At 62.6% G+C, this 21,924-nt stretch carries 25 protein-coding genes; 15 read left to right on the top strand and 10 right to left on the bottom strand.

Features of this window, described 5'->3' with window-relative positions; all coding sequences use genetic code 11:
• Positions 1-8: 8 nt before the first annotated feature.
• Entirely contained in the window at positions 9-923 is a 915-nt protein-coding gene (locus NLM27_RS10305; protein ID WP_309144741.1) for a DUF1127 domain-containing protein, read from the bottom strand.
• Between the two features lie 216 nt (positions 924-1,139).
• Positions 1,140-2,228, bottom strand: coding sequence for a helix-turn-helix transcriptional regulator (locus NLM27_RS10295; protein ID WP_254143209.1), 1,089 nt, complete (start codon positions 2,226-2,228; stop codon positions 1,140-1,142).
• Between the two features lie 538 nt (positions 2,229-2,766).
• Between NLM27_RS10295 and NLM27_RS10290 the strand changes: the two genes are divergently transcribed.
• The 5 genes from NLM27_RS10290 (at position 2,767) to NLM27_RS10270 (ending at position 6,047) form a co-directional block, all read left to right on the top strand.
• A complete protein-coding gene (locus NLM27_RS10290) occupies positions 2,767-2,940 on the top strand; it encodes a hypothetical protein (RefSeq protein WP_254143208.1) in 174 nt (57 codons plus the stop codon).
• Between the two features lie 130 nt (positions 2,941-3,070).
• Complete coding sequence (locus tag NLM27_RS10285) at positions 3,071-3,334, top strand: hypothetical protein (protein WP_254143207.1); 264 nt, start codon at positions 3,071-3,073, stop codon at positions 3,332-3,334.
• Between the two features lie 76 nt (positions 3,335-3,410).
• A complete protein-coding gene (locus tag NLM27_RS10280; protein WP_254143206.1) occupies positions 3,411-3,905 on the top strand; it encodes a hypothetical protein in 495 nt (164 codons plus the stop codon).
• Between the two features lie 62 nt (positions 3,906-3,967).
• Positions 3,968-4,435 (top strand): YidB family protein, encoded by a 468-nt coding sequence (locus tag NLM27_RS10275; protein WP_254143205.1) that lies wholly within the window; start codon positions 3,968-3,970, stop codon positions 4,433-4,435.
• 415 nt (positions 4,436-4,850) lie between these two features.
• The gene (locus NLM27_RS10270; RefSeq protein ID WP_254143204.1) at positions 4,851-6,047 is read left to right on the top strand and encodes an MFS transporter; all 1,197 of its coding nucleotides are present in this window, start codon (positions 4,851-4,853) and stop codon (positions 6,045-6,047) included.
• A 193-nt stretch (positions 6,048-6,240) separates the two neighbouring features.
• On the opposite strand, the gene NLM27_RS10265 is transcribed toward NLM27_RS10270, so the two are convergent.
• Positions 6,241-7,689: a PLP-dependent aminotransferase family protein gene (locus tag NLM27_RS10265; RefSeq protein ID WP_254143203.1), complete on the bottom strand. Its 1,449-nt coding sequence runs from the start codon at positions 7,687-7,689 to the stop codon at positions 6,241-6,243.
• Between the two features lie 294 nt (positions 7,690-7,983).
• Here NLM27_RS10265 and NLM27_RS10260 point away from each other — a divergent pair, with 294 nt between their 5' ends.
• The gene (locus NLM27_RS10260) at positions 7,984-9,066 is read left to right on the top strand and encodes an acetylserotonin O-methyltransferase (protein ID WP_254143202.1); all 1,083 of its coding nucleotides are present in this window, start codon (positions 7,984-7,986) and stop codon (positions 9,064-9,066) included.
• Positions 9,067-9,198: 132 nt separating this feature from the next.
• Positions 9,199-9,726, top strand: coding sequence for a cytochrome c (locus NLM27_RS10255; protein ID WP_254148787.1), 528 nt, complete (start codon positions 9,199-9,201; stop codon positions 9,724-9,726).
• A 309-nt stretch (positions 9,727-10,035) separates the two neighbouring features.
• Here NLM27_RS10255 and NLM27_RS10250 read toward each other — a convergent pair whose 3' ends face one another.
• Complete coding sequence (locus tag NLM27_RS10250; RefSeq protein ID WP_254143201.1) at positions 10,036-11,268, bottom strand: MFS transporter; 1,233 nt, start codon at positions 11,266-11,268, stop codon at positions 10,036-10,038.
• Between the two features lie 129 nt (positions 11,269-11,397).
• Here NLM27_RS10250 and NLM27_RS10245 point away from each other — a divergent pair, with 129 nt between their 5' ends.
• Complete coding sequence (locus NLM27_RS10245) at positions 11,398-12,003, top strand: TetR/AcrR family transcriptional regulator (protein WP_254143200.1); 606 nt, start codon at positions 11,398-11,400, stop codon at positions 12,001-12,003.
• 298 nt (positions 12,004-12,301) lie between these two features.
• Here NLM27_RS10245 and NLM27_RS10240 read toward each other — a convergent pair whose 3' ends face one another.
• Both NLM27_RS10240 and NLM27_RS10235 read right to left on the bottom strand, forming a co-directional pair.
• The gene (locus NLM27_RS10240) at positions 12,302-13,675 is read right to left on the bottom strand and encodes a PleD family two-component system response regulator (protein ID WP_254143199.1); all 1,374 of its coding nucleotides are present in this window, start codon (positions 13,673-13,675) and stop codon (positions 12,302-12,304) included.
• 14 nt (positions 13,676-13,689) lie between these two features.
• A complete protein-coding gene (locus tag NLM27_RS10235) occupies positions 13,690-14,055 on the bottom strand; it encodes a response regulator (RefSeq protein WP_008566616.1) in 366 nt (121 codons plus the stop codon).
• Positions 14,056-14,296: 241 nt separating this feature from the next.
• Between NLM27_RS10235 and NLM27_RS10230 the strand changes: the two genes are divergently transcribed.
• Together NLM27_RS10230 and NLM27_RS10225 are read left to right on the top strand one after the other, a co-directional pair.
• Positions 14,297-14,608 (top strand): DUF3572 family protein, encoded by a 312-nt coding sequence (locus NLM27_RS10230; RefSeq protein WP_254143198.1) that lies wholly within the window; start codon positions 14,297-14,299, stop codon positions 14,606-14,608.
• The gene (locus NLM27_RS10225) at positions 14,605-15,891 is read left to right on the top strand and encodes a DNA polymerase IV (protein ID WP_254143197.1); all 1,287 of its coding nucleotides are present in this window, start codon (positions 14,605-14,607) and stop codon (positions 15,889-15,891) included. The genes NLM27_RS10230 and NLM27_RS10225 overlap by 4 nt, the downstream gene beginning before the upstream one ends.
• Before the next feature lie 16 nt (positions 15,892-15,907).
• Here NLM27_RS10225 and NLM27_RS10220 read toward each other — a convergent pair whose 3' ends face one another.
• On the bottom strand, positions 15,908-16,063 hold the full coding sequence (locus tag NLM27_RS10220; RefSeq protein ID WP_254143196.1) for a hypothetical protein: 156 nt from the start codon (positions 16,061-16,063) through the stop codon (positions 15,908-15,910).
• Between the two features lie 199 nt (positions 16,064-16,262).
• Here NLM27_RS10220 and NLM27_RS10215 point away from each other — a divergent pair, with 199 nt between their 5' ends.
• Positions 16,263-16,670: an ACT domain-containing protein gene (locus tag NLM27_RS10215; RefSeq protein WP_254143195.1), complete on the top strand. Its 408-nt coding sequence runs from the start codon at positions 16,263-16,265 to the stop codon at positions 16,668-16,670.
• Here NLM27_RS10215 and NLM27_RS10210 read toward each other — a convergent pair.
• From NLM27_RS10210 to NLM27_RS10200, 3 genes are all read right to left on the bottom strand, one after another.
• Entirely contained in the window at positions 16,667-17,089 is a 423-nt protein-coding gene (locus NLM27_RS10210; RefSeq protein WP_254143194.1) for an NUDIX domain-containing protein, read from the bottom strand. The genes NLM27_RS10215 and NLM27_RS10210 overlap by 4 nt on opposite strands.
• Positions 17,090-17,099: 10 nt before the next feature.
• Positions 17,100-17,501, bottom strand: a complete 402-nt coding sequence (locus tag NLM27_RS10205) for a RidA family protein (protein ID WP_179738631.1) — start codon at positions 17,499-17,501, stop codon at positions 17,100-17,102.
• A 179-nt stretch (positions 17,502-17,680) separates the two neighbouring features.
• Positions 17,681-18,526 carry a cell envelope integrity EipB family protein gene (locus NLM27_RS10200; protein WP_254143193.1) on the bottom strand — a complete coding sequence of 282 codons (846 nt, stop codon included), beginning with the start codon at positions 18,524-18,526 and terminating at the stop codon, positions 17,681-17,683.
• Positions 18,527-18,758: 232 nt separating this feature from the next.
• Between NLM27_RS10200 and NLM27_RS10195 the strand changes: the two genes are divergently transcribed.
• The 4 genes from NLM27_RS10195 (at position 18,759) to NLM27_RS10180 (ending at position 21,924) form a co-directional block, all read left to right on the top strand.
• The gene (locus NLM27_RS10195) at positions 18,759-19,226 is read left to right on the top strand and encodes a RidA family protein (RefSeq protein ID WP_018321130.1); all 468 of its coding nucleotides are present in this window, start codon (positions 18,759-18,761) and stop codon (positions 19,224-19,226) included.
• Between the two features lie 5 nt (positions 19,227-19,231).
• Positions 19,232-19,978: a glycerophosphodiester phosphodiesterase gene (locus NLM27_RS10190; RefSeq protein WP_254143192.1), complete on the top strand. Its 747-nt coding sequence runs from the start codon at positions 19,232-19,234 to the stop codon at positions 19,976-19,978.
• A 212-nt stretch (positions 19,979-20,190) separates the two neighbouring features.
• Entirely contained in the window at positions 20,191-21,432 is a 1,242-nt protein-coding gene (locus NLM27_RS10185) for a GNAT family N-acetyltransferase (protein WP_254143191.1), read from the top strand.
• A gap of 63 nt (positions 21,433-21,495) precedes the next feature.
• Positions 21,496-21,924, top strand: coding sequence for an HIT domain-containing protein (locus NLM27_RS10180; RefSeq protein WP_254143190.1), 429 nt, complete (start codon positions 21,496-21,498; stop codon positions 21,922-21,924).

Genomic DNA, 21,924 nt, shown 5'->3' with positions numbered 1-21,924 from the left:
GTACCTCCTCAGCGCTGGATGAGCGCTGCCTCCGCAGGTGCTGCTTCATTCGACCGCAGGAATACAAAGCGGGATCCGACAAACATTTCCGCGTCGGCGCGGCCTTCTTGGCCGATGAGAATGAGTCCCGCTCCGCCATTGGCTACGGTCAAGATAACGGGCTCGCCCTTCCATGTCTTGATCGGCTCCATTCCGATGATGAGAAACTCGCCAATTGGCTGATCCAGATATTGAAGCCTCAATTGCGGAGCAATTTCGGCTGGCGCGAGTCCAAAGCCCAGCTGTTGAGCACGGACATGAATTTGCCCAAGCGACACCGTCTCGGTCTGAAAGCCGAGTTCGGCCGCCGAAACCGTAACAAGCTCCAACTCTGTCTTCGTGGCACTGAGGGTAAAGGCTGGTCGAGCCATGACTTCACCAGCGGAGTCTCCGACACCACACCCCAGCGCATTCAACGCGTTACGAAGAGCGAACGAGTCTGAAAACGTCCCTACCGCAATCTTCTTCCACACCGGAACGTCGACGGCGGATCCAATGACAATCGGCGGCTTACGAACGCCGGGATCATCCTTGAGCGTCAGGCGAGCCTGCAAGACATCTCTCGCCGTGCATTGAGCTCTGGCTTCGCTCGCGAATACGAGGATGCACGCATTGCAGAGCATCAGAAAGACGAGAGCGCCCCTGTGCCACTCCTTCGAGTGATGCGGTCCTGCAAGACCTCGCTTCGAGGCAACGTCGTCGATCTCACCGCGCGTGATACCGATATCCGTCAGCTCCCTTTCGGTCAGGCGGCACAACTGGGTTCGTAACTTCTCGTGTTTGCGCCACTCCTGAAATACATCCCAATATGCTTCGACAGGACTGTAGGCCTGACGCTTTGCGGTTGCCGATCCTGGTTCGGTGGTTACGTGGATTGAGCTCATTGTGGCGCCTCCGGCCTCGGCCGATGTCTCCGGCCGCAATCTGGACGCGCGTCACCGTGCGGGACCCCATCCATTTGGGGGGCTTGCCAAATATTTTTGGTTCGACTGCCTACGAGAGTGCGGCGGGCACTGGCGCCTCGAGGGCTCTCCACAGCGCTCTTGAGCCGACCGGTTGCCCCGCTCCAAGGCGGCCCATGTCAGGGGGCCTATATGATGTCAGGGATCGTTGGCGCAGCCGGGCGGCCGAAGTCCATTCAGCAACGCCACGACGTCGGACTGCCGGCTATAGCCAATTTTGCTCAGCACGACTTTGACGTGCCACCGGACGGTATTCGTGGATGTGCCACTTTCCGTCGCGATGGCCTTGACCGTCTGGCCGGCGGCCAAGCCTCGGGCGATGCGAGCCTCGGTGGGCGTCAAATCAAAAAGGGATCGTATGAGGTCGACCGACGGAGCCTCCGGCCTGGTCACGGGCGTCAACATCAACATCGCGGCGCATCGGGAAAAGGTGTCGCGCGCCGAACCGCGAATGGGCACGACGTGCGCAATCATCGTGGAGCTGACATTGCGGACCGGAAACGACCGCACACTGGGGGCTTCATCTTGATCCACCGTCGCGATGGCATCGCGCAACAGCGCGTCCGCGCGCACGTCTGTCAGCGCAATGCGGTCTTTCGCCCGCCACGAGATGAAGCCACTCAATGCTTCGATCAACGGATTCGCAGCAAGGATTTTCCCGTTGTCTGAGAATACGAGCGCGGGAATGCCAAGCAGAGCGAGTGCCTGGGTCGCGGCCCGGGCGCGTTCCAACTGCATGCGGGCCGCAACTAACGAGGCCCTGGCCAAATGAGCGTGCAGCTCGTTGAGGGTTTTAAGCACAGCGGGCGGTGCCGATCCTTGATCGTATGCTCGCTCCAACGCGATCACCATGTCATCGCCTGTCGGCAGCGCTATCGCGGTCGCTGAGGCCCACCCCATACCGCGTGGGTATAACATGTCCCTGTAGGCCGGATCATCGCGCATCTCTTCGGGCGTATAGAGAATGCTATCCGGTATGAAGCCGGTCTGTTTCGCGCGCAGCAGGCGGTTGAAGCGTTCCGATCGCGGAATCCATCCGCTCTCCATCAATGGCCGCAAATCATGTCTGGCCTCCTGGCTCGAAGCCGACCATCGGATGACGCTTCCGTTCGAGATACATAACCAGCCGGACAGTGCGCCGTCGATCTGCACCAACTCCGCCAGAATCTCCGGCCAAAGCTCAGGCACAAAGGCGCATTCGTAAATTCGGTCGACGAGGCCGGACATCGCATACCCTCCTGGCGCATGCTAACGCAGGTCAGGTTGTCCGGCCAGCCGGTCTGAAAATGCCACTTCGCCATCTCAGTTCGGTCCGGAATTGAGACAGGTACCTCTCAAGAAGCGAGCCAGATTCTCGACGGGGGCCGAACGATCTGACAGCGGCAACAGCACTGAACGCTGAGCGCGGCTATCCGACTAGTAGATTTGTCGGAAGCCGCGGTGCTGCGCGGAGCCGGCCCCTCCCAGCCGCTCGATCAGTACCACCGTCTCTTGAAAAGACGCGCTTGCGATAATCCAAGCAGCGCTTCAATCGCTGCGACTGCAGCATACCCATGGGTAGCCTGTACTGCTTTGGAGTGCCCCTGATCGCTCGCGAGAGGTCGTCGTCGCTTGCGAAACTACAGATTGACTTTCGTTCCGGATGCCCTGCTCGCGCTATTGTCCCAAAGGGAAATGGGCCGCCCCAGGAATTTGAGCTAGATCAACGACACCGCGCTGCTGCCCGGCAGGCTCGTCACTCCATCGCAAACGCTGGGATCACCTCATGTCTGACGCAAGCAAGCTGTCGCCTGAGAAGGCGCTGGAAAAGATCCGCAAGGAGACGCCCAAATCCAAAGGCCAACTACGCGACGAGAAAATCGAGGCGCTCGACGCAGAGATCAAGAGGATGAGAGCGCAACGGCTTCGGCTCGAGCGGCAATCGCCCAAACGCAGTTGAGCCGCCGCCGTCGCCCCCGACAGGTTCGACAGCGTCTGAGCTTGATCTAGATCAACTCGTTGGAGGCGCGACCGGCTTGATCAAGGGGGCGCGCTAGAGGTGCAGGCTGCCACCACAGCGGAGCAAACGGATGTGGGTCCTGATGTATGTCTTCTCCTACTCGGTTAGTCCCGCCGCTACGAGCGACCGCGCAGAATGGAGGCTTCTCCCGACCGTCGTGTTTCAGGAGTTCTCAAATGAAGAACGGTGCAGGAAGGCCAACGCAACGCTCGAAGCTAGCTTGAGCGAGGCGGGAACCAGGCTGAGAAGTGGTCTGGAGGACTTGAAGAGCATAGGGAAAGCAGATCCAACGCACATCATCATTGCCTATAATGTGGAGTGCCTTCCGAAGTAAGGCGGCATTACGCAATGCACGTTGGGACAATACCGTCTCTAACCAGCGAGCTTCATACTCCCAAAGGAGGGTAATCGTGGCAGACAAGTCGAGCTTCACAAAGGAAGAGTGGGTGCTACTGCTTGAGAGCCCGATGATGGCTGGCATGGCTGTCACCGCGGCTGATCCGAGTGGCCTCTGGGGTCTCCTGAAAGAATCATTTGCCGGCGGCAACGCACTCGCGAAAGCCATTTCCGATCCCGGTGCCAATCCCCTGGTGAAGGCCCTCGCGACCGACTTTTCAACCAGCGAGGCTCGAAGTGCTGCACGTGATGGCCTCAAGGCGAAATTCGCCAATAGCCAAGTTGCAGACGTCAAGACCAAGTCGATCGAAGCTCTGCGCCAGATTTCCGCGGTCTTGGAAGCGAAGGCGCCAGGCGATGCTCCAGCTTTCAGGAACTGGCTGCGCCAGATCGGCCAAACGACTGCTGAAGCGGCCAGCGAGGGCGGCCTGCTCGGTTTCGGCGGCGTTCAGGTGAGCGACGCTGAGAAAGCGACCTTGACCGAAATTTCCAGCGCCCTCGGGGTTTGACGAGGCCTTGGGCCTACTTGGGCCTAAGAGAGTGCGAAACACATCATTTGAGGGAGGATAAAATGAGCCGTGGAATGCCATCGATGACTGCCCTCCTCGGGATGCTTGCCCTTGCCGGTTATCAAAATCGGGACAAACTCGCAGAAATGTTCAACAAGGCTGCGGGATCGTTTTCCAAGCCCCAAAGTGGCGATCAGCCACGACCGCAGGGTGATATGCTGAGTGGCTTGAACAGTATGCTGGGCGGTGCAGGAGTCGGAGGCCTGCTTGGGGGCGGACTCAATGAATTGCTCGAACAATTCACGAAGAATGGTCAAGGAGAGGCCGCCGAATCATGGGTCGGCCCCGGCCCCAACAAGGAAATTGCACCGCCTCAGCTCAAGCAAGCGATTGGTCAGGATGTTCTGGCGATTCTAGAGCAGAAGACCGGACTTTCGCAGGAAGAGCTTCTCGCTCGACTTTCGCGAGAACTGCCAACCGCCGTCGACAAGTATACGCCGGACGGCCGTCTACCGTCACGCGACGCTTGAACTGATCGGCTCACAACGTCATCGGCACGGCGATCATTCGCTGGCCCGCGGGCTGCGCCTTCCGCTGCCCGCCCCGGCTAAGCTGAAGGTCGCAGCGTCCTGAACGCCGGCTGCCATTGGCGGGACGATGGAGTCCGGCCACAAGCTGCCATTGGCCCACCTGGTCCGCTACGGGACGAAGCGGAACTTCTCCTCGGGATTGCGGCCCTTTCGCTATCGCCGTTATCAGAGACATGAAGCTGCGGCACCGCGATCGCTGCCAGCATGCTTCGGTCAACTCACTACGACCGAAGATCCCCACCAAAATCTCGTTCCAAAAAGTTCGTCGCTTGTTGAAAAATGCTTGTCTAGTGCGGCGAGCTTCCCATAGTGGACGCACAAGGGGCCAGGAGAGCCCCCGAAGGAAAGAGATCCCGTGAGCAAATCGCCGTTCCGGCGGATCATCGATGCACCGGACTTCTGGCGTTTGTGGTGGGTCGGCCTGATCATTGCCACCGTACGCTGGGTGGAAACTGTCGCGGTCGGCATTGTCGTCTACCAGCGCACCGAGTCGGCGTTTCTCGTCGCGATGATGACCATGCTCCGTCTGCTTCCGATGGGCCTGTTCGGAGTGTTTCTCGGCGCGCTCGCGGAACGTTTGGATCGCGGCCGAATGCTCTTTGTCGTCGTGCTGCTGATGGCCGGCACCTCGGCAGTCCTCGCAATTTTGGACGCGACCGGACAGCTTGAGATCTGGCATCTCGCGTTGGCCAGCTTCATCAACGGCTGTGGCTGGTGCACCGATAACCCGGTGCGACGCGTGATGATGGGCGAGGTCGTTGGCCGCGAGAAAATGAGCCTGGCAATGTCGCTCGACGTCGGAGCCAGCAATGCAAGCCGCATGGTCGGCCCCGTCATCGGTGGAATCCTGCTCGCCGGAGCGGGTCTCCAGGGCGTCCTGATCCTGAGCTCGCTGATGTACTGCGCAGCGCTGTGGGCCGTTCTGACGATCCACGCGCGTGCTGCTCACGCCGCAGAGCCGGGGCCGGTGCTGGCGCGCATAGCCGAGGGTCTCGCTCTTGCGCGCAGCGACAAACGAATCCGCGGCGTGCTGATCGTGACCGTGATCTACAATGTCTTTGCCTGGCCGTTCACCAGCATGATCCCGGTCATCGGGCGCGACCGCCTGCATCTGGGCCCGGAAGGCGTCGGCCTATTGGCGACCATGGACGGGATCGGCGCTTTCGTGGGGGCGCTCGTGCTGGCGCTGTGGCTCACCCCGAAATGGTACGGTCGGGCCTTTGTTGGCGGTGTCCTCTGCTACATGCTCACGGTCGTGATTTTCGCGCTGGCACAAATCCCGGTGCTGGCCGGTGCGGCATTGCTCCTGACAGGCGTCGGTGGCGCCGGTTTTGGCACGATGCAGGCGACGCTGGTTTATCTTGCTTCGCCGGCTGAAATGCGCTCGCGCATACTCGGCGTCCTGACCGTCTGCATCGGCATCGGTCCAATCGGCTTCCTTTGGCTGGGATGGCTCGCCGACCGCATCGGATCTCACAGTGCCACCGCCGTAACCGGCACGCTTGGCCTCCTGGCCATGGCGACAACTTGGCGCTGGTGGAAGGAGATTTGAAGATCGCAGGATTGTCGGGCGATCGCGGGCCCAATCGGGATATGAATGAACGCTTCAGATGTGGCCGGCAGCATGAAGTACCAGGCGAACGCGAGCGAGCGAAGGACGTAGATGTCGCCAGCAACACCAACCTGTCCGAGAACGTCGCGGCGCTCGATTAGGCGTCGGCCTTGGTGCGTCCCAGCGCTATCGGTTATGCCGCCTTCGAACGTCGAGACACGCGTTCGTCAAAGCAAGTTCGCAACCGCCGCAGTCCTTCGGCGATCCGCGACGTCTCGATCGCTCCGTATCCCAGCATGATGCCAGCCTGAGGCTTTCCGTCCAGCGGGAAGGATTGAATGGAAACACCGAGGTCAAACGCTCGCGATGCCGCCGCATCGATTTCACCGAGCGACGCCGTCCGTGCATAGGCGGCGATATGCAGCCCAGTACTCGATGGAATGAGGTGCAGGTAATCGCCGAAGTTGCACCTGATTTCCGCAGTCAGCAACTCACGCCGTTCGCTATAGATGCGACTTACTTTGCGAACGTGGCGCGCAAACGCCCCCTCGTCGATGAACCGCGCCAGCGCGTTCTGTGCTATCGTCGCCGTATGCCAATCGGTGACAAATTTCGCCTTGTACATCGCCTCTCGGAGCGATGGCGGCACCACCATAAATGCCAGCCGAAGAGATGGCAGCAACGTCTTTGAAAACGTGCCGACGTACACAACGCGTCCAGTCGTATCGAGCGTCTGAAGCGGCTCGAGCGGACGTCCGCCAAAGCGAAACTCGCTGTCATAGTCGTCCTCAATGACAACGGCGTTGCACTGCTCGGCCCAGCCAAGCAGGGCGCGTCGACGCGGAAGGCTCATAGCCATGCCGAGCGGAAACTGATGCGAGGGCGTCACGTAGACCACCCTTGCTTCGGCCGGCAGCGCCTCCACGACCAGACCCTCGCTATCGACCGGCACACCGACCACACGCGCCCCTAGCGCCTTGAACAATTGCTTGGGAGGTAGGTAGCCCGGTTTCTCCACGGCAACGACATCGCCCGGCTCGAGAAGCACTCGGGCGATGATGTCGAGTGCCTGTTGAGTGCCATTCGTCACGATGATGTCGTCGGGCGATCCGGAGATGCATCGCGAGACGCCGACGTGACGAGCGATCGCCGCGCGCAGGTCCCGACTGCCCGCGGGATCCCCATAAAGACCCACCGCCGTCTCGCGCGACCGCAGCGCGTGGGCGACGACCCGCCGCCAGCTTCGATGGGGAAACAGCGAGGCGTCCGGAATCCCCGTTCTGAAGTCGTAACGCGCCGCGCAGAGAAAATGTGGCGGTAACGGTATCGTCTGCCAAACGTCGCGCACCCGAATCGCACGGGATGTTGAGCGCCTTGTCTTCGATGCAGGACCTTTTGCCTCGAGCTGATGGCTGACGAACGTCCCAGCACCCGTACGCGACGTTGCAAATCCTTCCGCAATCAAGGCTTCATAAGCAATGGCGACCGTCGATCGCGCGACGGTCAGCGCGCCAGCCAGTTCCCGCGTGGCAGTAAGCCGCTCTCCGGGTCGAAGGCGCCCGTCCAAAATTGCCTGTCGGATCTGACGATATATCTCGCCGCTCAGGTCATTTCGACCAACAAGACTAACGTGAAAAGCCACGGTCCCGCACCCGTTTTCGCCTCGGATTGGAGTGGCAACATTGCACAAAGATTAATGTTCCACCCGGCCGCTTTGGCAGCGAATTCGGGATCCCCAAGCGAGCAGTACGGATACCATTGAAGCAGCTGATGCCACCCTCCGCCGAAACCTAGGGATGCCCGAGCTGCTCGCCGCCTGACGCAGAAGAAGGCTGCAAACCAGAATTGGACTGGCCAAGAATCCATGAATTGGCACTTCTACCAGATTTACAATTTCCTACGATCGGCTGCGGCTCGCTCTGAAAGGGATGTGATTATGGTCAGTCAGCTCTCGCGGACAGCTCCTCCGCCCACTCGTGCAAACGTCCCGCCGATTCCCGCCGCGCCGGAGCTTCCTTCCGCCGTCCCGCTGATGGCGCTTTCGACCGGTTTCTGGGCCTTCAAGACGCTGGCCGCTGCGCACGAGCTGGATCTCTTCAGCCGCCTTACAAGCGGCGCCGGCATCACGGTTGCAGAGCTGGCTGAAAGGCTCGATCTGCATCCACGACCGGCTGAGATCCTGTTGACCGGCTGCGCTGCACTCGGGCTTCTGGAGAAAACGGACGGATGTTATCGCAATACACCGTTAAGCGAGGCCTATCTCGTGCGTGGGAAACCGTATTACTTCGGTGGCTTCGTGCAAATGGCCGACATGCGGCTCTACGCGGGCTGGGGAAAGCTTACGGAGGCGCTGCGCACGAACCGGCCAACCACGTGGGACCCGGCCGCGCAATCCTCGATGTTCGATGGTGAGGATCCGACGATGCTGGCAGTCTTCTGGGAGGCGATGCATTCGCTCTCCACGATGACCGCACGCAACCTCGGCGAAGCGGTGGATTTCCGGCATGTTCGCCGCCTCCTGGACGTCGGTGGCGGATCGGGCGCATACGACATCGAGCTTTGCAAACAGTACGGGACCCTGCATGCGACCGTGTTTGACTTGCCGCATGTGGCCGCGATCGCCGCGGGAAAGATCGCGGAGGCAGGCTTGACCGACCGGATCGAGACCGCAGGCGGCAGCTTCTTCGAGCAGCTTCCGAACGATCACGACATGCATCTTCTGTCGATGATCCTGCACGATTGGGACGAGGCGAAGAACCGCGCCCTTCTGCGCCGGTCCTTCGAAGCTTTGCCGAGCGGCGGCCTAGTCGTCATCAGCGAGCTCCTCGTCAATGACGAAAAGACCGGGCCGGCGCCGGCTGCGCTGATGAGCCTCAACATGCTGATCGAGACGGAAGGACGAAACTACACGCCGGCCGAATATTCAGAGTGGCTCGAGGAAGCCGGATTCCGGCACATCCAGACGGTGTGGTTCGACGCACCCGCCGCCAACGGCGCGGTGATTGGCCGCAAGCCGTAAGAAGCACAGCCGATGCGCTTCGCTTTCTCCGGCTGGATTATTGCCGCTCTGCACGACACGGGAATCAATCGTTTGCCGACCCCGGCGGTACGCAGCCGGGTGACCAACCAGTCGAAGCCAGGGAGACAAATCATGTTGCGGATATTGGTTCGTCTCGCATTCGCGACCGCGTCAGTCATCGCTCTTCCAGCGTACGCGGCCGTGGCTGACGATTCACAGATCACGCGCGGCAAATATCTCGTAACGCTCGGCGGCTGCAACGACTGCCACACGCCGGGATACTTTCTCGGAAATCCCGACATGTCACGCTTTCTCGGCGGTTCGGATGTAGGATTCGAGATTCCGGGTCAGGGTGTCTATGTCGGCTCAAACATCACACCCGACAAGGAGACCGGAATTGGTAGTTGGAGCACAGAGCAGATCGTGAAGGCGATACAGGCAGGCGAACGACCGGATCACCGCATCCTGGCGCCGATCATGCCTTGGCACGCTTTTGCAACACTCACGGCGGATGATGCCAAGGCGATCGCGGCTTTCCTCCAAAGTTTGAAACCGGTCAGCAACAAGATTCCCGGTCCATTCAAAACCGGAGAAAAGGTTTCGACCTCCATGTTCCGCATTCTGCCACCGGGCCAAACCGCAGCGGCTGCAGCCAAGTAGCCTTGGACTCTATTGTGTAGGTTCGATCCAACAACACTCCGATTTCGTTTAGCGCGACCGACACGCCCCGCCTGCGCTATCCCCACATTGGCCTGGCGGCTGCGCCCAGAGGAGACCCCTGATCATGCCCAACCCCGGGCGTTGAGAACGGCGTCGTCGCCAGCTTGTGATACGAGCCGAGTGCGTGTAGCAGAAACGGACAAGGGTTGGCTGCTTCAGGCAAGTCGCTGGACCTCGGCAGCGCCTAGAACCTGTCTCAATCGACACAAATTCGGGCCATCTGATCGGGCGGCGCGAAAGCGCGCGTGACTAGGCCGCCTTCAACACCGGCGGCTGCGACGGCCGGATCAGCGCGAACGCGACCTGGATGATGCCGCCGGCCAGCCCCAGCGCCACGCCGATGCGCCAGGCCATGGTGTAGGAGCCGAGCGCGTCGTAGAGCACCCCTCCTCCGTAGGCGCCGAGGAAGCTGCCGATCTGATGGCTCATGAAGGCGAGGCCCTGGATCATCGCCTGCCAGCGCAGGCCGAACATCTCGGCGACGGCGCCCGCGACCAGCGGGCCGACGCCCATCCACAGGAAGCCCATGATCGCGCCAAACAGCAGTGTCGAGAACGGCGTCGCCGGCAGCATGAAGTACCAGGCGAGCGCGAGCGAGCGGAGGATGTAGATGCCGCCCAGCAGCGCCAGCTTGTTCCAGCGCTGGCCGGCCCAGCCGAAGAACAGCGAGCCGAGCACGTTGAAGCCGCCGATCATGCCGAGCGTCTGCGCGCTGAGCATCGGATCGAGGCCGCAGATCAAGAGATATGACGGCAGATGCGTGGTGAGGAACACCAGCTGCATGCCGCAGACGAGATAGGCGCAGGTCATCACCACGAAGGAGGCATTGCCGAACGCCGCCTTCGCCGCGGTCGCAGCCGTGGCATCGCCGATGTCGTCTGCGGCCGGCTTCGGCAGCGGGACCTGATCGACGCGCCCGGCACACCAGGCGGCGGGGATCATCAGCACCGACATGATGACGAAACCAGCAAGCCCGATGCGCCAGCCAAAACCCTCGTTGAGCATCTGCCCGATCGGCGCCGACAGCAGCGCGCCGAGCGAGCCGGCGCCGGAGACGATGCCGAGCACGGTGGATCGCACCGTCTCGGGCACCGCCCTCGCCGCCACCGACATCGCGATCGCCGCCGCGGTGCAGGCCAGAGACGTGCCGATCAGAATGCCGCCGCCGATCATGATGCTGACGAGCCCGTTCGCGGTCGCCATCAGCACGAGCCCTGCGATGTACATCAGCGAGCCGACGATCATGATGGGACGGAAGCCGTAGCGCACCGTCATCGCGCCGGCGAGCGGCTGCAAGAAGCCCCAGGCGAGGTTTTGCACGGCCAGCGCCAGCGTGAAATCCGACACCGAGATGTGGATGTCATGCGTCAGCGGTTGCAGGAAGATGCCGAGCGACTGCCGCAGCCCCATGCTCAGCGTCAGCATGATCGAGGCGCCGATCAGGATGGGCAAGGTCGGACGCAGCACCTGCAACAGGGGCATGTTTTTCTCCCTCGTCGGCGCGGCGAGCGCACCGGCGTCTGCAATTCTCGATGATTTTGGTTACACAGACCTGTGTACTTAGGGTATGAAAGGTGCACGCTGTCAAGCGAACAGGACGTACTCTACCGCATGGCTCCCCCGCCCACCCCACAGACGATGAAGGAGCGGATCCTCGAGACCGCCGACAAGCTGTTCTATCTGCAAGGCATTCGCGCCATCGGCGTCGACACCATCGCGGCCGAGATCGGCATCTCCAAGCGCACGCTCTACAACCACTTCCCCTCCAAGGACGCGCTGATCGCGGCGTATCTGGAACGGCGCTTCGTCAAACCGCGCCCCTCCGACAAGCCGCCGGCCGAGCAGATTCTTGCGACCTTCGATTCGCTGGAGCGCCGCTTCGCCGCAAAAGACTTTCGCGGCTGCCCGTTCGTGAATGCGGTCGCCGAGCTCGGTCCTGCCGACCGCGCCGTGAAGAAGATCGCAATCGCCTTCAAGGAAAGCCGCCGTCTCTGGTTTCGCGACCGGCTGAACGAGCTCGGCGTTGCGGATGCGGAGGCGCTAGCAACCCAACTCGTGCTCCTGGTCGACGGCTCGATCGCGCAGGACCTCGTGCGCGACGATCCCGCGATGGCGCGCGCCGCGAAGGAAGCGGCAAAGGTGCTGCTGCGGAATGCGGGGGTGGATGTGGAGGGTGAGGCAGCGAAGCCGGTGGAGGTCAAGCGGCCGCGGCACTAATCAGTGTCGTCCCGGCGGAGGCCGGGACCCATACTCACAGTCGGATGTTTGGCGAAAACTCGGAGTTGTCAGTTCGCATCATAACCCCTTCCTGGGGCTATGGGTCCGGCCTTCGCCGGGACGACACGGAGTTTGTAGGCCTGTTTGGGATGCTAACAGCATGCACCTGTTTTGCCCGACGTGTCAAACAGAGCCGCTGTCAGCGTCAGCCGCTCTGCGCCTCGCGTAAGCCGTTGATTCCTCTATCACCGGCTACTGTGCATGGGGTTGTTTTCGAGCTTTTTGTTTTCGCCCGGCCTCACGCCGCCTGCGACACAACGCGATTGCGGCCGTCGTGCTTGGCACGATACAGCGCGGTGTCGGCGCGCTTGAGGACGTCGGCAACCGCTTCGCCCTTCTGCTCCAGCGTGGTCAGCCCGATCGAGATCGTGACCTCGATGCGCTTGGTGCCTTTGTGGATTGCGAAGGGCTCGCCCGCAATCGAGCGACGCAGGCGTTCGGCAACCATGCCGGCGACATGGAGATCGGTCTCCGGCATCACGATGACGAACTCCTCGCCGCCATAGCGGCAGGCGAGATCAATACCGCGGATCGACTTGCGCACGCGCACCGCGAACTCGCGCAGCACGTCGTCGCCGGCATCGTGGCCGTAATTGTCGTTGATCGACTTGAAGTAGTCGATGTCCAGGATCATCAGCGCGAGCGGCTTGCCGCGGGTCGCCGCCTGCTCGGCGAGCGTCGCCAGATGACTCTCCATGTAGCGGCGATTGTGCAGACCGGTGAGCGCATCCGTGATCGCCATCTCGATCGAGTTCTGCACGTTGTCGCGCAGGTGATCGGTGTAGCGGCGGCGGCGGATCTGCGTGCGGGCCCGCGCCAGGAGCTCGGTCTTGTCGACGGGACGCAACAGATAGTCGTTAACGCCGATCTCGAGGCCGCGGAGCAGCCGCGTCGAGTTCTCGGGGTCTGCGATCGCTAGGATCGGCACGTGGCGCGTGCGCTCCAGCGAGCGCGCCTGGCTGCAGAGCCGCAGGCCGTCGAAATTGTTGAGGTCGAGCGACACGATCAGGAGGTCGTAATTGCCCTCGGCGGCGTGGAACAGCGCCTCCGTCGGGTTCGGTTCGACGTCGATGGTGTGCTCGGCGGCGAGGATCGTCGCCAGCCGCTCATAGGAGGATTCGCGGTCGTCGACCAGCAGGATGCGGCCGCCCTTGCCGGTGTCGGCCACGGCGCTGCGCTCGGGCGCCTGCATGCCGATCTCGAGCGAGGTGATGGCGCGCATGCGCAGCTCGTCGGTCATCATCTTCAGCCGCGTCAGCGAGCGCACGCGCGCGATCAGGACGACGTCGGAGACGGGTTTGGTCAGGAAATCGTCGGCGCCGGCTTCCAGCCCGCGGTTGCGGTCGGACGGACTGTCGAGCGCGGTGACCATCACGACGGGAATGTGATGCGTCGCAGGATCGGTCTTCAGGCGACGGCAAACTTCGAAGCCGTCCATATCAGGCATCATCACGTCAAGCAGGATGATGTCGCATTCGGCGCGCCGGCTGATCGCCAGCGCCTCGGCGCCATTCGCGGCGGTCATCACGTCGAAATATTCGGCGGACAGGCGGGCTTCGAGGAGTTTGACGTTGGCAGGAACGTCATCGACAACCAGGATACGCGCGGACACTTTGAACTCACTTCCTATCCGATAAAACGCCGGACCGTCTCAATGAATTTGCCGACCGAGATCGGCTTGGACAAATAGGCTTCGCAGCCGCCCTCGCGGATGCGCTCTTCGTCGCCCTTCATCGCGAACGCCGTGACCGCGACGACGGGAATGGCACGCAGCTCCGGATCGTCCTTGATCCAGCGCGTCACCTCCAGCCCCGAGACCTGCGGCAGCTGGATATCCATCAGCACGAGGTCGGGCCGCATCTTGCGAACGAGGTCGAGCGCCTCGTAGCCGTTGCTGGTGCCCGAGGTCTGATAGCCGTGCGCCTCCAACAGGTCGCGGAAGAGCTTCATGTTGAGCTCGTTGTCTTCCACGATCAGGACGGTCTTAGCCATCCCGCCCTCCTGATTGGTCCGAAGGACCGATACATGTGACGCCTCAGGCGCCGCTCCCCGGCGCTTCGAAAACTGGATTCAAACTAGCCTCAGATTCGCTTGAGTTTCGTTAAACCCGAGGGCCGACTTTCTGCGTGTGGTTTCCAGTTGCTTGTCGGGGGTCGCAAGACTCAAGGCGAAGACTCGGGCATGATGATTCCAAAGTAGACACTGAAAGTTAACGGAAAGGCAAACCGGCTCCGTGAAAAAGCCTGTTCACAACCCTCGCGAAGTCGCTGAAATCGTTGCGATTCAGGCGCTGTCTTTCGTTGCCGGCGATCCCGAGCGGCTGGGTCTGTTCCTGGCCGAGACAGGGGTCGGTCCGGAGACCCTGCGCAATGCCGCCTCTGACCCGAATTTCCTCCTCAGCGTGCTCGATTTCGTGCTGCGCGATGACGACACCGTGAAGGCCTTCGCGAAGGCCGCGGAACTGCATCCGACCAATGTTGCCGCAGCGCGGCAGGTCCTCGGCGACGCGCTTGGCGATCCCTCCTGGGAGCGCGACGTGCCGTGACCACCCCCGACCCGGCCGGGCCCCGCTGCTTCTGCCGGGATTGTCTGGCCGATCTGGATATGGGCGTGCGGCGCTGTTCCGCCTGCGGCTCCCCGCGCCTGGTCCGCCACCGCGCCCTGTCGAACCTGACCATCGCCCATATCGACTGCGACGCCTTCTATGCGACGGTCGAGAAGCGCGACAATCCTGATATCGCCGACAAGCCGGTCATCATCGGCGGGGGCAAGCGCGGCGTGGTGTCGGCCGCCTGCTACATCGCCCGCACCTATGGCGTGCGCTCGGCCATGCCGATGTATAGGGCGTTGGAAGCCTGCCCGCATGCGACGGTGATACCGCCCGACATGGCAAAGTATGTTCGGGTCGGCCGCGAGGTGCGCCAGGCCATGCAGGCGCTGACGCCGCTGGTCGAGCCGCTCTCGATCGACGAGGCCTTCCTCGACCTCTCCGGCACCGAGCGGGTTCACGGCATGATCCCCGCAAAGGTGCTGGCGCGCTTTGCCCGCAATGTCGAGCGCGACATCGGCATCACCGTCTCGGTCGGCCTGTCCTGCAACAAGTTCCTGGCCAAGATCGCCTCCGACCTCGACAAGCCGCGCGGCTTCGCCGCGCTCGACCAGGACGAAGCGCTGACAATGCTCGCTTCGAGGCCGGTCGGCTTCATTTTTGGTGTCGGGCCGGCGACACAGGAGCGGCTGGTCCAGCGCGGCTTCCGCATCATCGCCGACCTTCAGAAAGCCGACGAGATCGAGATGATGCGGCAATTTCCGAGCGACGGCCGCCGGCTCTGGCGGCTCGCGCGCGGCATCGATGACCGCCGCGTCGAGCCTGATCGCGGCGCCAAGACCATTTCCAGCGAAACCACCTTCGAGACCGACATCCGCGATTTCGCGACGCTGGAGAAGATCTTGTGGCGGCTTTGCGAGAAGACGTCGTCCCGCCTCAAGAGCGGTGAGCTCGCCGGCTCGACCGTCACGCTGAAGCTGAAGACCGCTGATTTCCGCCAGCGCACGCGCTCGCAGTCGATCGCCGCCCCGACGCAGCTCGCCGCAAAGATCTTCTCGATCTGCCGCGAGATGCTGGCGAAAGAGATCGATGGCACCGCCTTCCGCCTGATGGGCGCCGGCGTCAGTGCGCTGCGCGACGGCTCGGTCTCTGACGATACCGACATGCTTGACCGCCGCGCCGCTCATGCCGAGCGCGCCGTGGACAGTTTGCGCAAAAAGTTCGGCAGCGCTGCGGTGATCCGCGGCATTGCCTATGAGGGACCGAAGGCGCACGAGTGATCGAGTCCCGCTCAACTCACTCGCGTTCGAAGATACGCGCCCCCGGATAGACGCGCCTGGCATATTGAACGACCAACTGCCGATCCTGGGTTTCCAGGAACGGCGTTCGGATCTGGCAAGATCCGACGACGAGGTGCCACAAGCCGTTGAGCTTTCGAATGACGACGTTCATTTGAGCTTCCTCGCAGTGACCCGAGTGGACTCAAATTGTAAGAATCTCCCGCCGTCGCTCAATTGTACCAGCGTAAGATCAGCTTATGAGAAGGATTAGAGGAGATATACAAAGGTATGCTGGCCGACACCCCAACGGCCTCGGGCGCCCATTGTTTGGTGAGAGCTCAAACGATCCTGCCCGCCCAGGGGACGGCGCGGTGACGAGCGAACGCGATCTCGACGCGCTGTTGAGGAACATGAAGCCGGAGGTGCTGGACGGCACCTTCGTGTTTTGCACGCTTGCGCCGAGCGCCAGCATTCCAGCCATCATCAGCCCGGTGCTGACATTCCGCGAACGCGAAGGAACGACACTGGTGGTCCTGCACGAGGAGGCCGAACGTGCGGGACTGCGCCACGCCTTTCCCTCGCGCCTGATCACTCTGACGGTCCACTCCGCGCTCGATGCGGTGGGCTTTCTGGCGGCAGTCACGACGCGTTTGGCCGAAGCCGGCATCAGCGTGAACGCGGTTTCGGCGTTCCACCACGACCATCTCTTCGTGCCCGCTGACAGGGCTGACGAAGCGATGGTCGTTCTCTTGGCCATGTCAGAGACTAGTCAGGATTAATCCGGTGACGTTCCGGCCGGACGCGAACACAGCGGAAGCAGCTTATCGCGTGTGAGGGGCGCGAGCTTCACGGATCCAGGAGCGCTGGGGTCCAGCCAGAGAATCTCCTCGATCTCCGCGCCGGCATTGACCGAGTGCGCGATGGCGACACGAAAGATTTCCGCATCGACCAACCGACCGGGCTCGTGCGCCGCGGGCGCAGTGTATCGACCGACATAGGTCATTTCTTCCGGATCGACTTCGATCCCGAGCTCCTCAAGCAATTCCCGCCTCAACGCAGCCTGCGGATGCTCGCCGGCCTCGATCTTTCCCCCTGGCTGCATGAAGCTTTCAGTGGCCCTCTTCCTCACCAGCAGGACGCGCCCATCGCTCCGGCTCATCAGCGCGGCCGCGATCCGGATGGAATTCTGCGAAGTCATTTCTGCGCACTCAATCCGCGACGGCCACCGCCTCGATCTCGATCAGCCATTCCGGCGCGGCGAGCGCGGAGACGCCGACGAGTGTGCTAGCGGGCGGCTCCATGCCTTCGAAGAAGGCGGAGCGGGCCTTGCCGATGATCGGGCGCAGCTCCGGCTTGTAGTTCACCACGAAGGTCGTGATCTTGACGATGTTGGAATAGCTCGCGCCCGCCGCTTTCAGCGCATGGCCGAGATTCTGCATCACCTGCGTCGTCTGCGCGGCAATATCGCCCTCGCCGACGATCCGTCCCTCCTCGTCGGTCGAGACCTGGCCGGAAATGTAGATCGTCCGCGCGCCGGTAGCCGTGACGACGTGGGAATAAGCGGGATTGTGATGCAGTCCGCTGGGGCGGAGATGGTCGAGCTTCGGCATGGGTTGCCTCCCGGAGTTTATAGCTTGAGAGAGCGTAGCTGGAGAGCAAGCGGAGAGCCAGCCCCGTCATTGCGAGGAGCGAAGCGACGAAGCAATCCAGAATCTTTCCGCGGACGGACTCTGGATTGCTTCGCTCCGCTCGCAATGACGATGGAGAGAACGGAGAAGGCCGCAACCCCTCAATTACAGGGCTTGCTGTCCTTCACGTCGAACTTGCCCATCGCGCCGGAGATCACGAAATCGTTGTAGTCGAGCATCAGCTGGCGGGAGACGCCGTTCTCGTAGAGCTCGAACGACATCGCATAGACCGGTGTCTGCTCGCCTTCCTTCTGCTGCACGTCGCGGTCGAAATAGCTGACGGTCACGGGCCAGCGCTTGAGCGACTTCATGTGCTCGTCCGCGGTCGATGGATCGGACGAGGTGGCACGGTCGACGGGGATCGGCTGGCCGATCACGGTCAGCGTGTTGTAGACCTTCTGGCCGTCGTCGGAGCCGTCATAGACGGAGAGCTCGAGCAGCGACTTGCCTTCCTTGGCTGCCGCGATGATGCGCTGAATCTGCTCAGTCGGGAACACGATCTTGCCGTCGAGCGTAAAGCTCTTCGGCGCTGGCAGCTTCAGCTTGACGTTGATGTGGTCGCCGTCGCGCTCGGCTGAGCCGTCGACGCGGCCGGCATCCGCCTCGTTCATGCGCGTTTCGATCTTGAAGCGGTAGCTCTTGCCGGCGGCGTCCTCCCAGGAATTGGAGCGGAGGTCGCTCAGCGTGACTTTGCCCTCGCCGCTGTCGAGCTCAGAGACCTGACGGAAATCGGAGGTATAGCCCTCGCAGGCGCTCCCCGCGAAATTGTAGAGGATGCGGCCGCGGGCGCTGTTGACCGACTTGGAGCGCGATTTCACGAGGCTGAGGTCATAGAGCGCCTGATGCGCGAGGAACGGACCGTTGGCGGCCTGAGCCCCGCCGCCAAGGCCGAAACTGGCCGCGGCGAGCGCCATCACACCGAGCGAAGTCCGGAAAAGGTGCACCATGTGTCATCCCTAGGGGAGCGCAGATTCGACATTTTAATGACCGTTCCATTGCGTCGCAACTGAGGCCGTTTCACGTAAAGTTGCCCCCTCCCCTTGAACCTCCAGGCCTGCCCTCGCCCGTGGGCGCCCGCGCCGGCTTCCTTGCATGTGGCTGCGCAATGCGCGAAACAGGCGGCCCGGGGCAGAACCGAAATCGCCCGGGCGGATGAATTTCGGGACAATGAGGTTGAACATGGCGGGCACGGTCGAGCAGAAACTGGCGGAACAGGGCATCAAGCTGCATGAGGCCCCCACTCCGGTGGCCAATTACGTGCCGTTCGTACGCACCGGCAATTTGCTGTTCGTCTCCGGCCAGGTCTGCTTCGACCCCGCCGGCAAGCTGATCGCCAAGGGCAAGCTGGGCGCCGGCGTCTCGATCGAAGACGGCGCTGCGGCCGCCCGCGGCTGCGCGGTGAACCTGCTGGCCCAGGTCAAGGCGGCGCTCGGCGATCTCGACAAGGTCGTGCGCGTGGTCCGCCTCGGCGGCTTCATCAACTCGGCGCCGGACTTCCTGGATGGGCCCAAGGTGCTGAATGGCGCCTCCGACCTGATGGTTGCCGCCTTCGGGGACAAGGGCCGCCACGCCCGGACTACCGTCGGCGTCGCCTCGCTGCCCGCGGATGCGGCGGTCGAGGTCGATGGCGTGTTCGAGGTCGCCTGACGCGAATGCGCGCTCCGGATTGGCTGACAGCCCGGCCGGTCGCCCATCGCGGCCTGCATGACATTGCGCGCGGCATCGTGGAAAACATGCCGGGGGCGGTGCAGGCCGCCGTTGCCGGCAATTTCTCGATCGAGGTCGATATCCAGCTCTCGTCCGACGGCGAGGCCATGGTGCATCACGACCATGCGCTCGGCCGCCTCACCGAAGCCACCGGCGAGGTGATCGACAAGACCGCGGCCGAGCTGAAGGCCGTCAAGTTCAAGGACACGCCCGAGCGGATGATGTCGCTCAGCGACCTCTGCGCCCTTGTCGCCGGCCGGGTGCCGTTGGTGATCGAGGTGAAGAGCCATTTTGGCGGCGACCGCAAGCTGGTGAGGCGGATGGCCGAGGTGCTGGCGTCCTACGACGGCCCCGCCGTCGGCATGTCCTTCGATCCCGACCAGGTGCTGGCATTGCGCGAATTGCTGCCCTCCCGTCCGCGCGGCATCGTCGCCCAGCGGACCTATGAGGACGACTACTGGGCGAAGCTGACCCAGGCGCAGCGCGACAGCATGCTCTACCTGCGCCACGGCTTGCAGACCCAGCCGCATTTCGTGGCCTTCAAGGTCGACCATCTGCCGGCCCCCGCCCCCTGGATCGCCCGCAATGTGTTTGGCTGTGCCCTGCTCGGCTGGACCGTGCGCACACCGGAGCAGCGGACGCGGGTCGGGCAGTATGCCGATCAGATGATTTTTGAGGGGTTCGTGCCGTAGCCTCTGACGTCGTCCTGGCGAAGGCCAGGACCCATTACCACCAGCGCTAGTTTGGCGAAGACGGGTGGTTGATAGCTCGGCACCACAACTCCTCTTTGGGGTAATGGGTCCTGGTTTTCGCCAGGACGACCCGAGATAGAGTTGCGTGCGTTCGATGCACCATAGTTCCCGCCCCCTTGAAGTCGCTGCTGCAATGCACGATCTTGGGCCCGATGGCATCATCCGAAATCACGCTCGAGGCCGTACCTTCGATTGGCGAAGTGCCACCGGAGGACTGGGACGCCTGCGCCAATCCCGGCAGAGCTTGTAATGGGCATGGCAAGGGAACCTCATCCGGGTTTCCAGGCGATTCCGCCGGCATCTTAAAACCAGCCTATAACCCATTCGTGTCGCACGCATTTCTCTCCGCCGTCGAGAAATCGGGTTCAGCGACCATCCGCACCGGCTGGGGACCGCGGCACCTTGTGGCCAAGCTCGACGGCCGCGTCGCCGGCGTCGTGCCCTGCTATCTGAAATCGCACTCGCAGGGCGAATATGTCTTTGACCGCGGCTGGGCGGATGCCTATGAGCGCGCCGGCGGACGGTACTATCCGAAGCTCCAGGTCTCGGTTCCCTTCACCCCAGCGACGGGACCGCGGCTGCTGGTCCGCGACGGCGTCGACCGCGAGCGCATCACTGAGGCGCTAGCGAGTGGGCTGGTGGCGCTGTGCGGGGTCAGCAGGGCCTCCTCGGTGCATGTCACCTTCGCGCGCGAGGCGGAATGGAGGCTGCTCGCCGAGCACGGCTTCCTCCAGCGCACCGATCAGCAGTTCCACTGGCACAACGAGGGGTTTGCGAGTTTCGACGACTTCCTGGCGACGCTGAATTCGCGCCACCGCAAGTCGATCAAGCGCGAGCGGCGCGATGCGCTCGCCGCCGGCATCACCATCCACTGGCTCACGGGCAAGGACATCACCGAGGACGCCTGGGATGCCTTCTTCGCGTTCTACATGGAAACCGGCTCGCGCAAATGGGGCCGGCCATATCTGACGCGCGAATTCTTCTCGCTGATCGGCGAGACGATGAGCGAGGACGTGCTGCTGGTGATGGCCCGACGCAATGGTCGCTGGATCGCGGGCGCGATCAACTTCATCGGCTCGGATACGCTGTTCGGGCGCAACTGGGGCGCCGTCGAGCATCATCCGTTCCTGCATTTCGAGGTCTGCTACTATCAGGCAATCGATTTCGCGATCAAACGCGGGCTGAAGCATGTCGAGGCCGGCGCGCAGGGGGATCACAAGATCGCGCGCGGCTACCTGCCGCGCACCACCCATTCCGCCCACTTCATCGCCGATCCCGGCCTGCGCCGCGCCATCGACGATTACCTCGAGCGCGAGCGCGCCTATGTCGCCGAGGCTGGGCGGGAGCTTGCCGAGCTCGGCCCATTCCGCAAAGGCGCCGACGAGGCGCCTTGACGCCTCGCCGCGGCTGGTGACAGTAAGCGCAAAATTCTAAGCGCAAAGTTCTTGGGAGCCACCATGACCGCCTACGACACCAACAACATCTTCGCAAAGATCCTGCGCGGCGAGCTGCCCTGCTACAAGGTGTATGAAGACGAGCACGTCTTCGCCTTCCTCGACATCATGCCGCGCGTGCCAGGCCACACGCTGGTGATCCCGAAGGCCCCTGCCCGCAACATCCTCGACATCAAGCCCGATGACTACGCCCATGTCGCGCGCGGCTCGCACAAGATCGCGGCGGCGGCGATGAAAGCGTTCAAGGCCGACGGGATCACCGTGCAGCAGTTCAACGAGCCCGCCGGCGGACAGGTGGTGTTTCATTTGCACATGCACGTGATGCCGCGCCACGACGGCGTGGCGATGCTGCCGCCGGCCAGCCGCAAGGAAGACGCCAAGGTGCTGGAAGAGCACGCCGCCAAGCTGATCGCGGCGCTGAAGGCGGGCTGA

This window comes from Bradyrhizobium sp. CCGB12 (genome assembly GCF_024199845.1).
GTDB lineage: Bacteria > Pseudomonadota > Alphaproteobacteria > Rhizobiales > Xanthobacteraceae > Bradyrhizobium.
The sequence above is the reverse complement of the archived record's forward strand: the minus strand, read 5'-3'. Positions and strand labels throughout refer to the sequence as shown.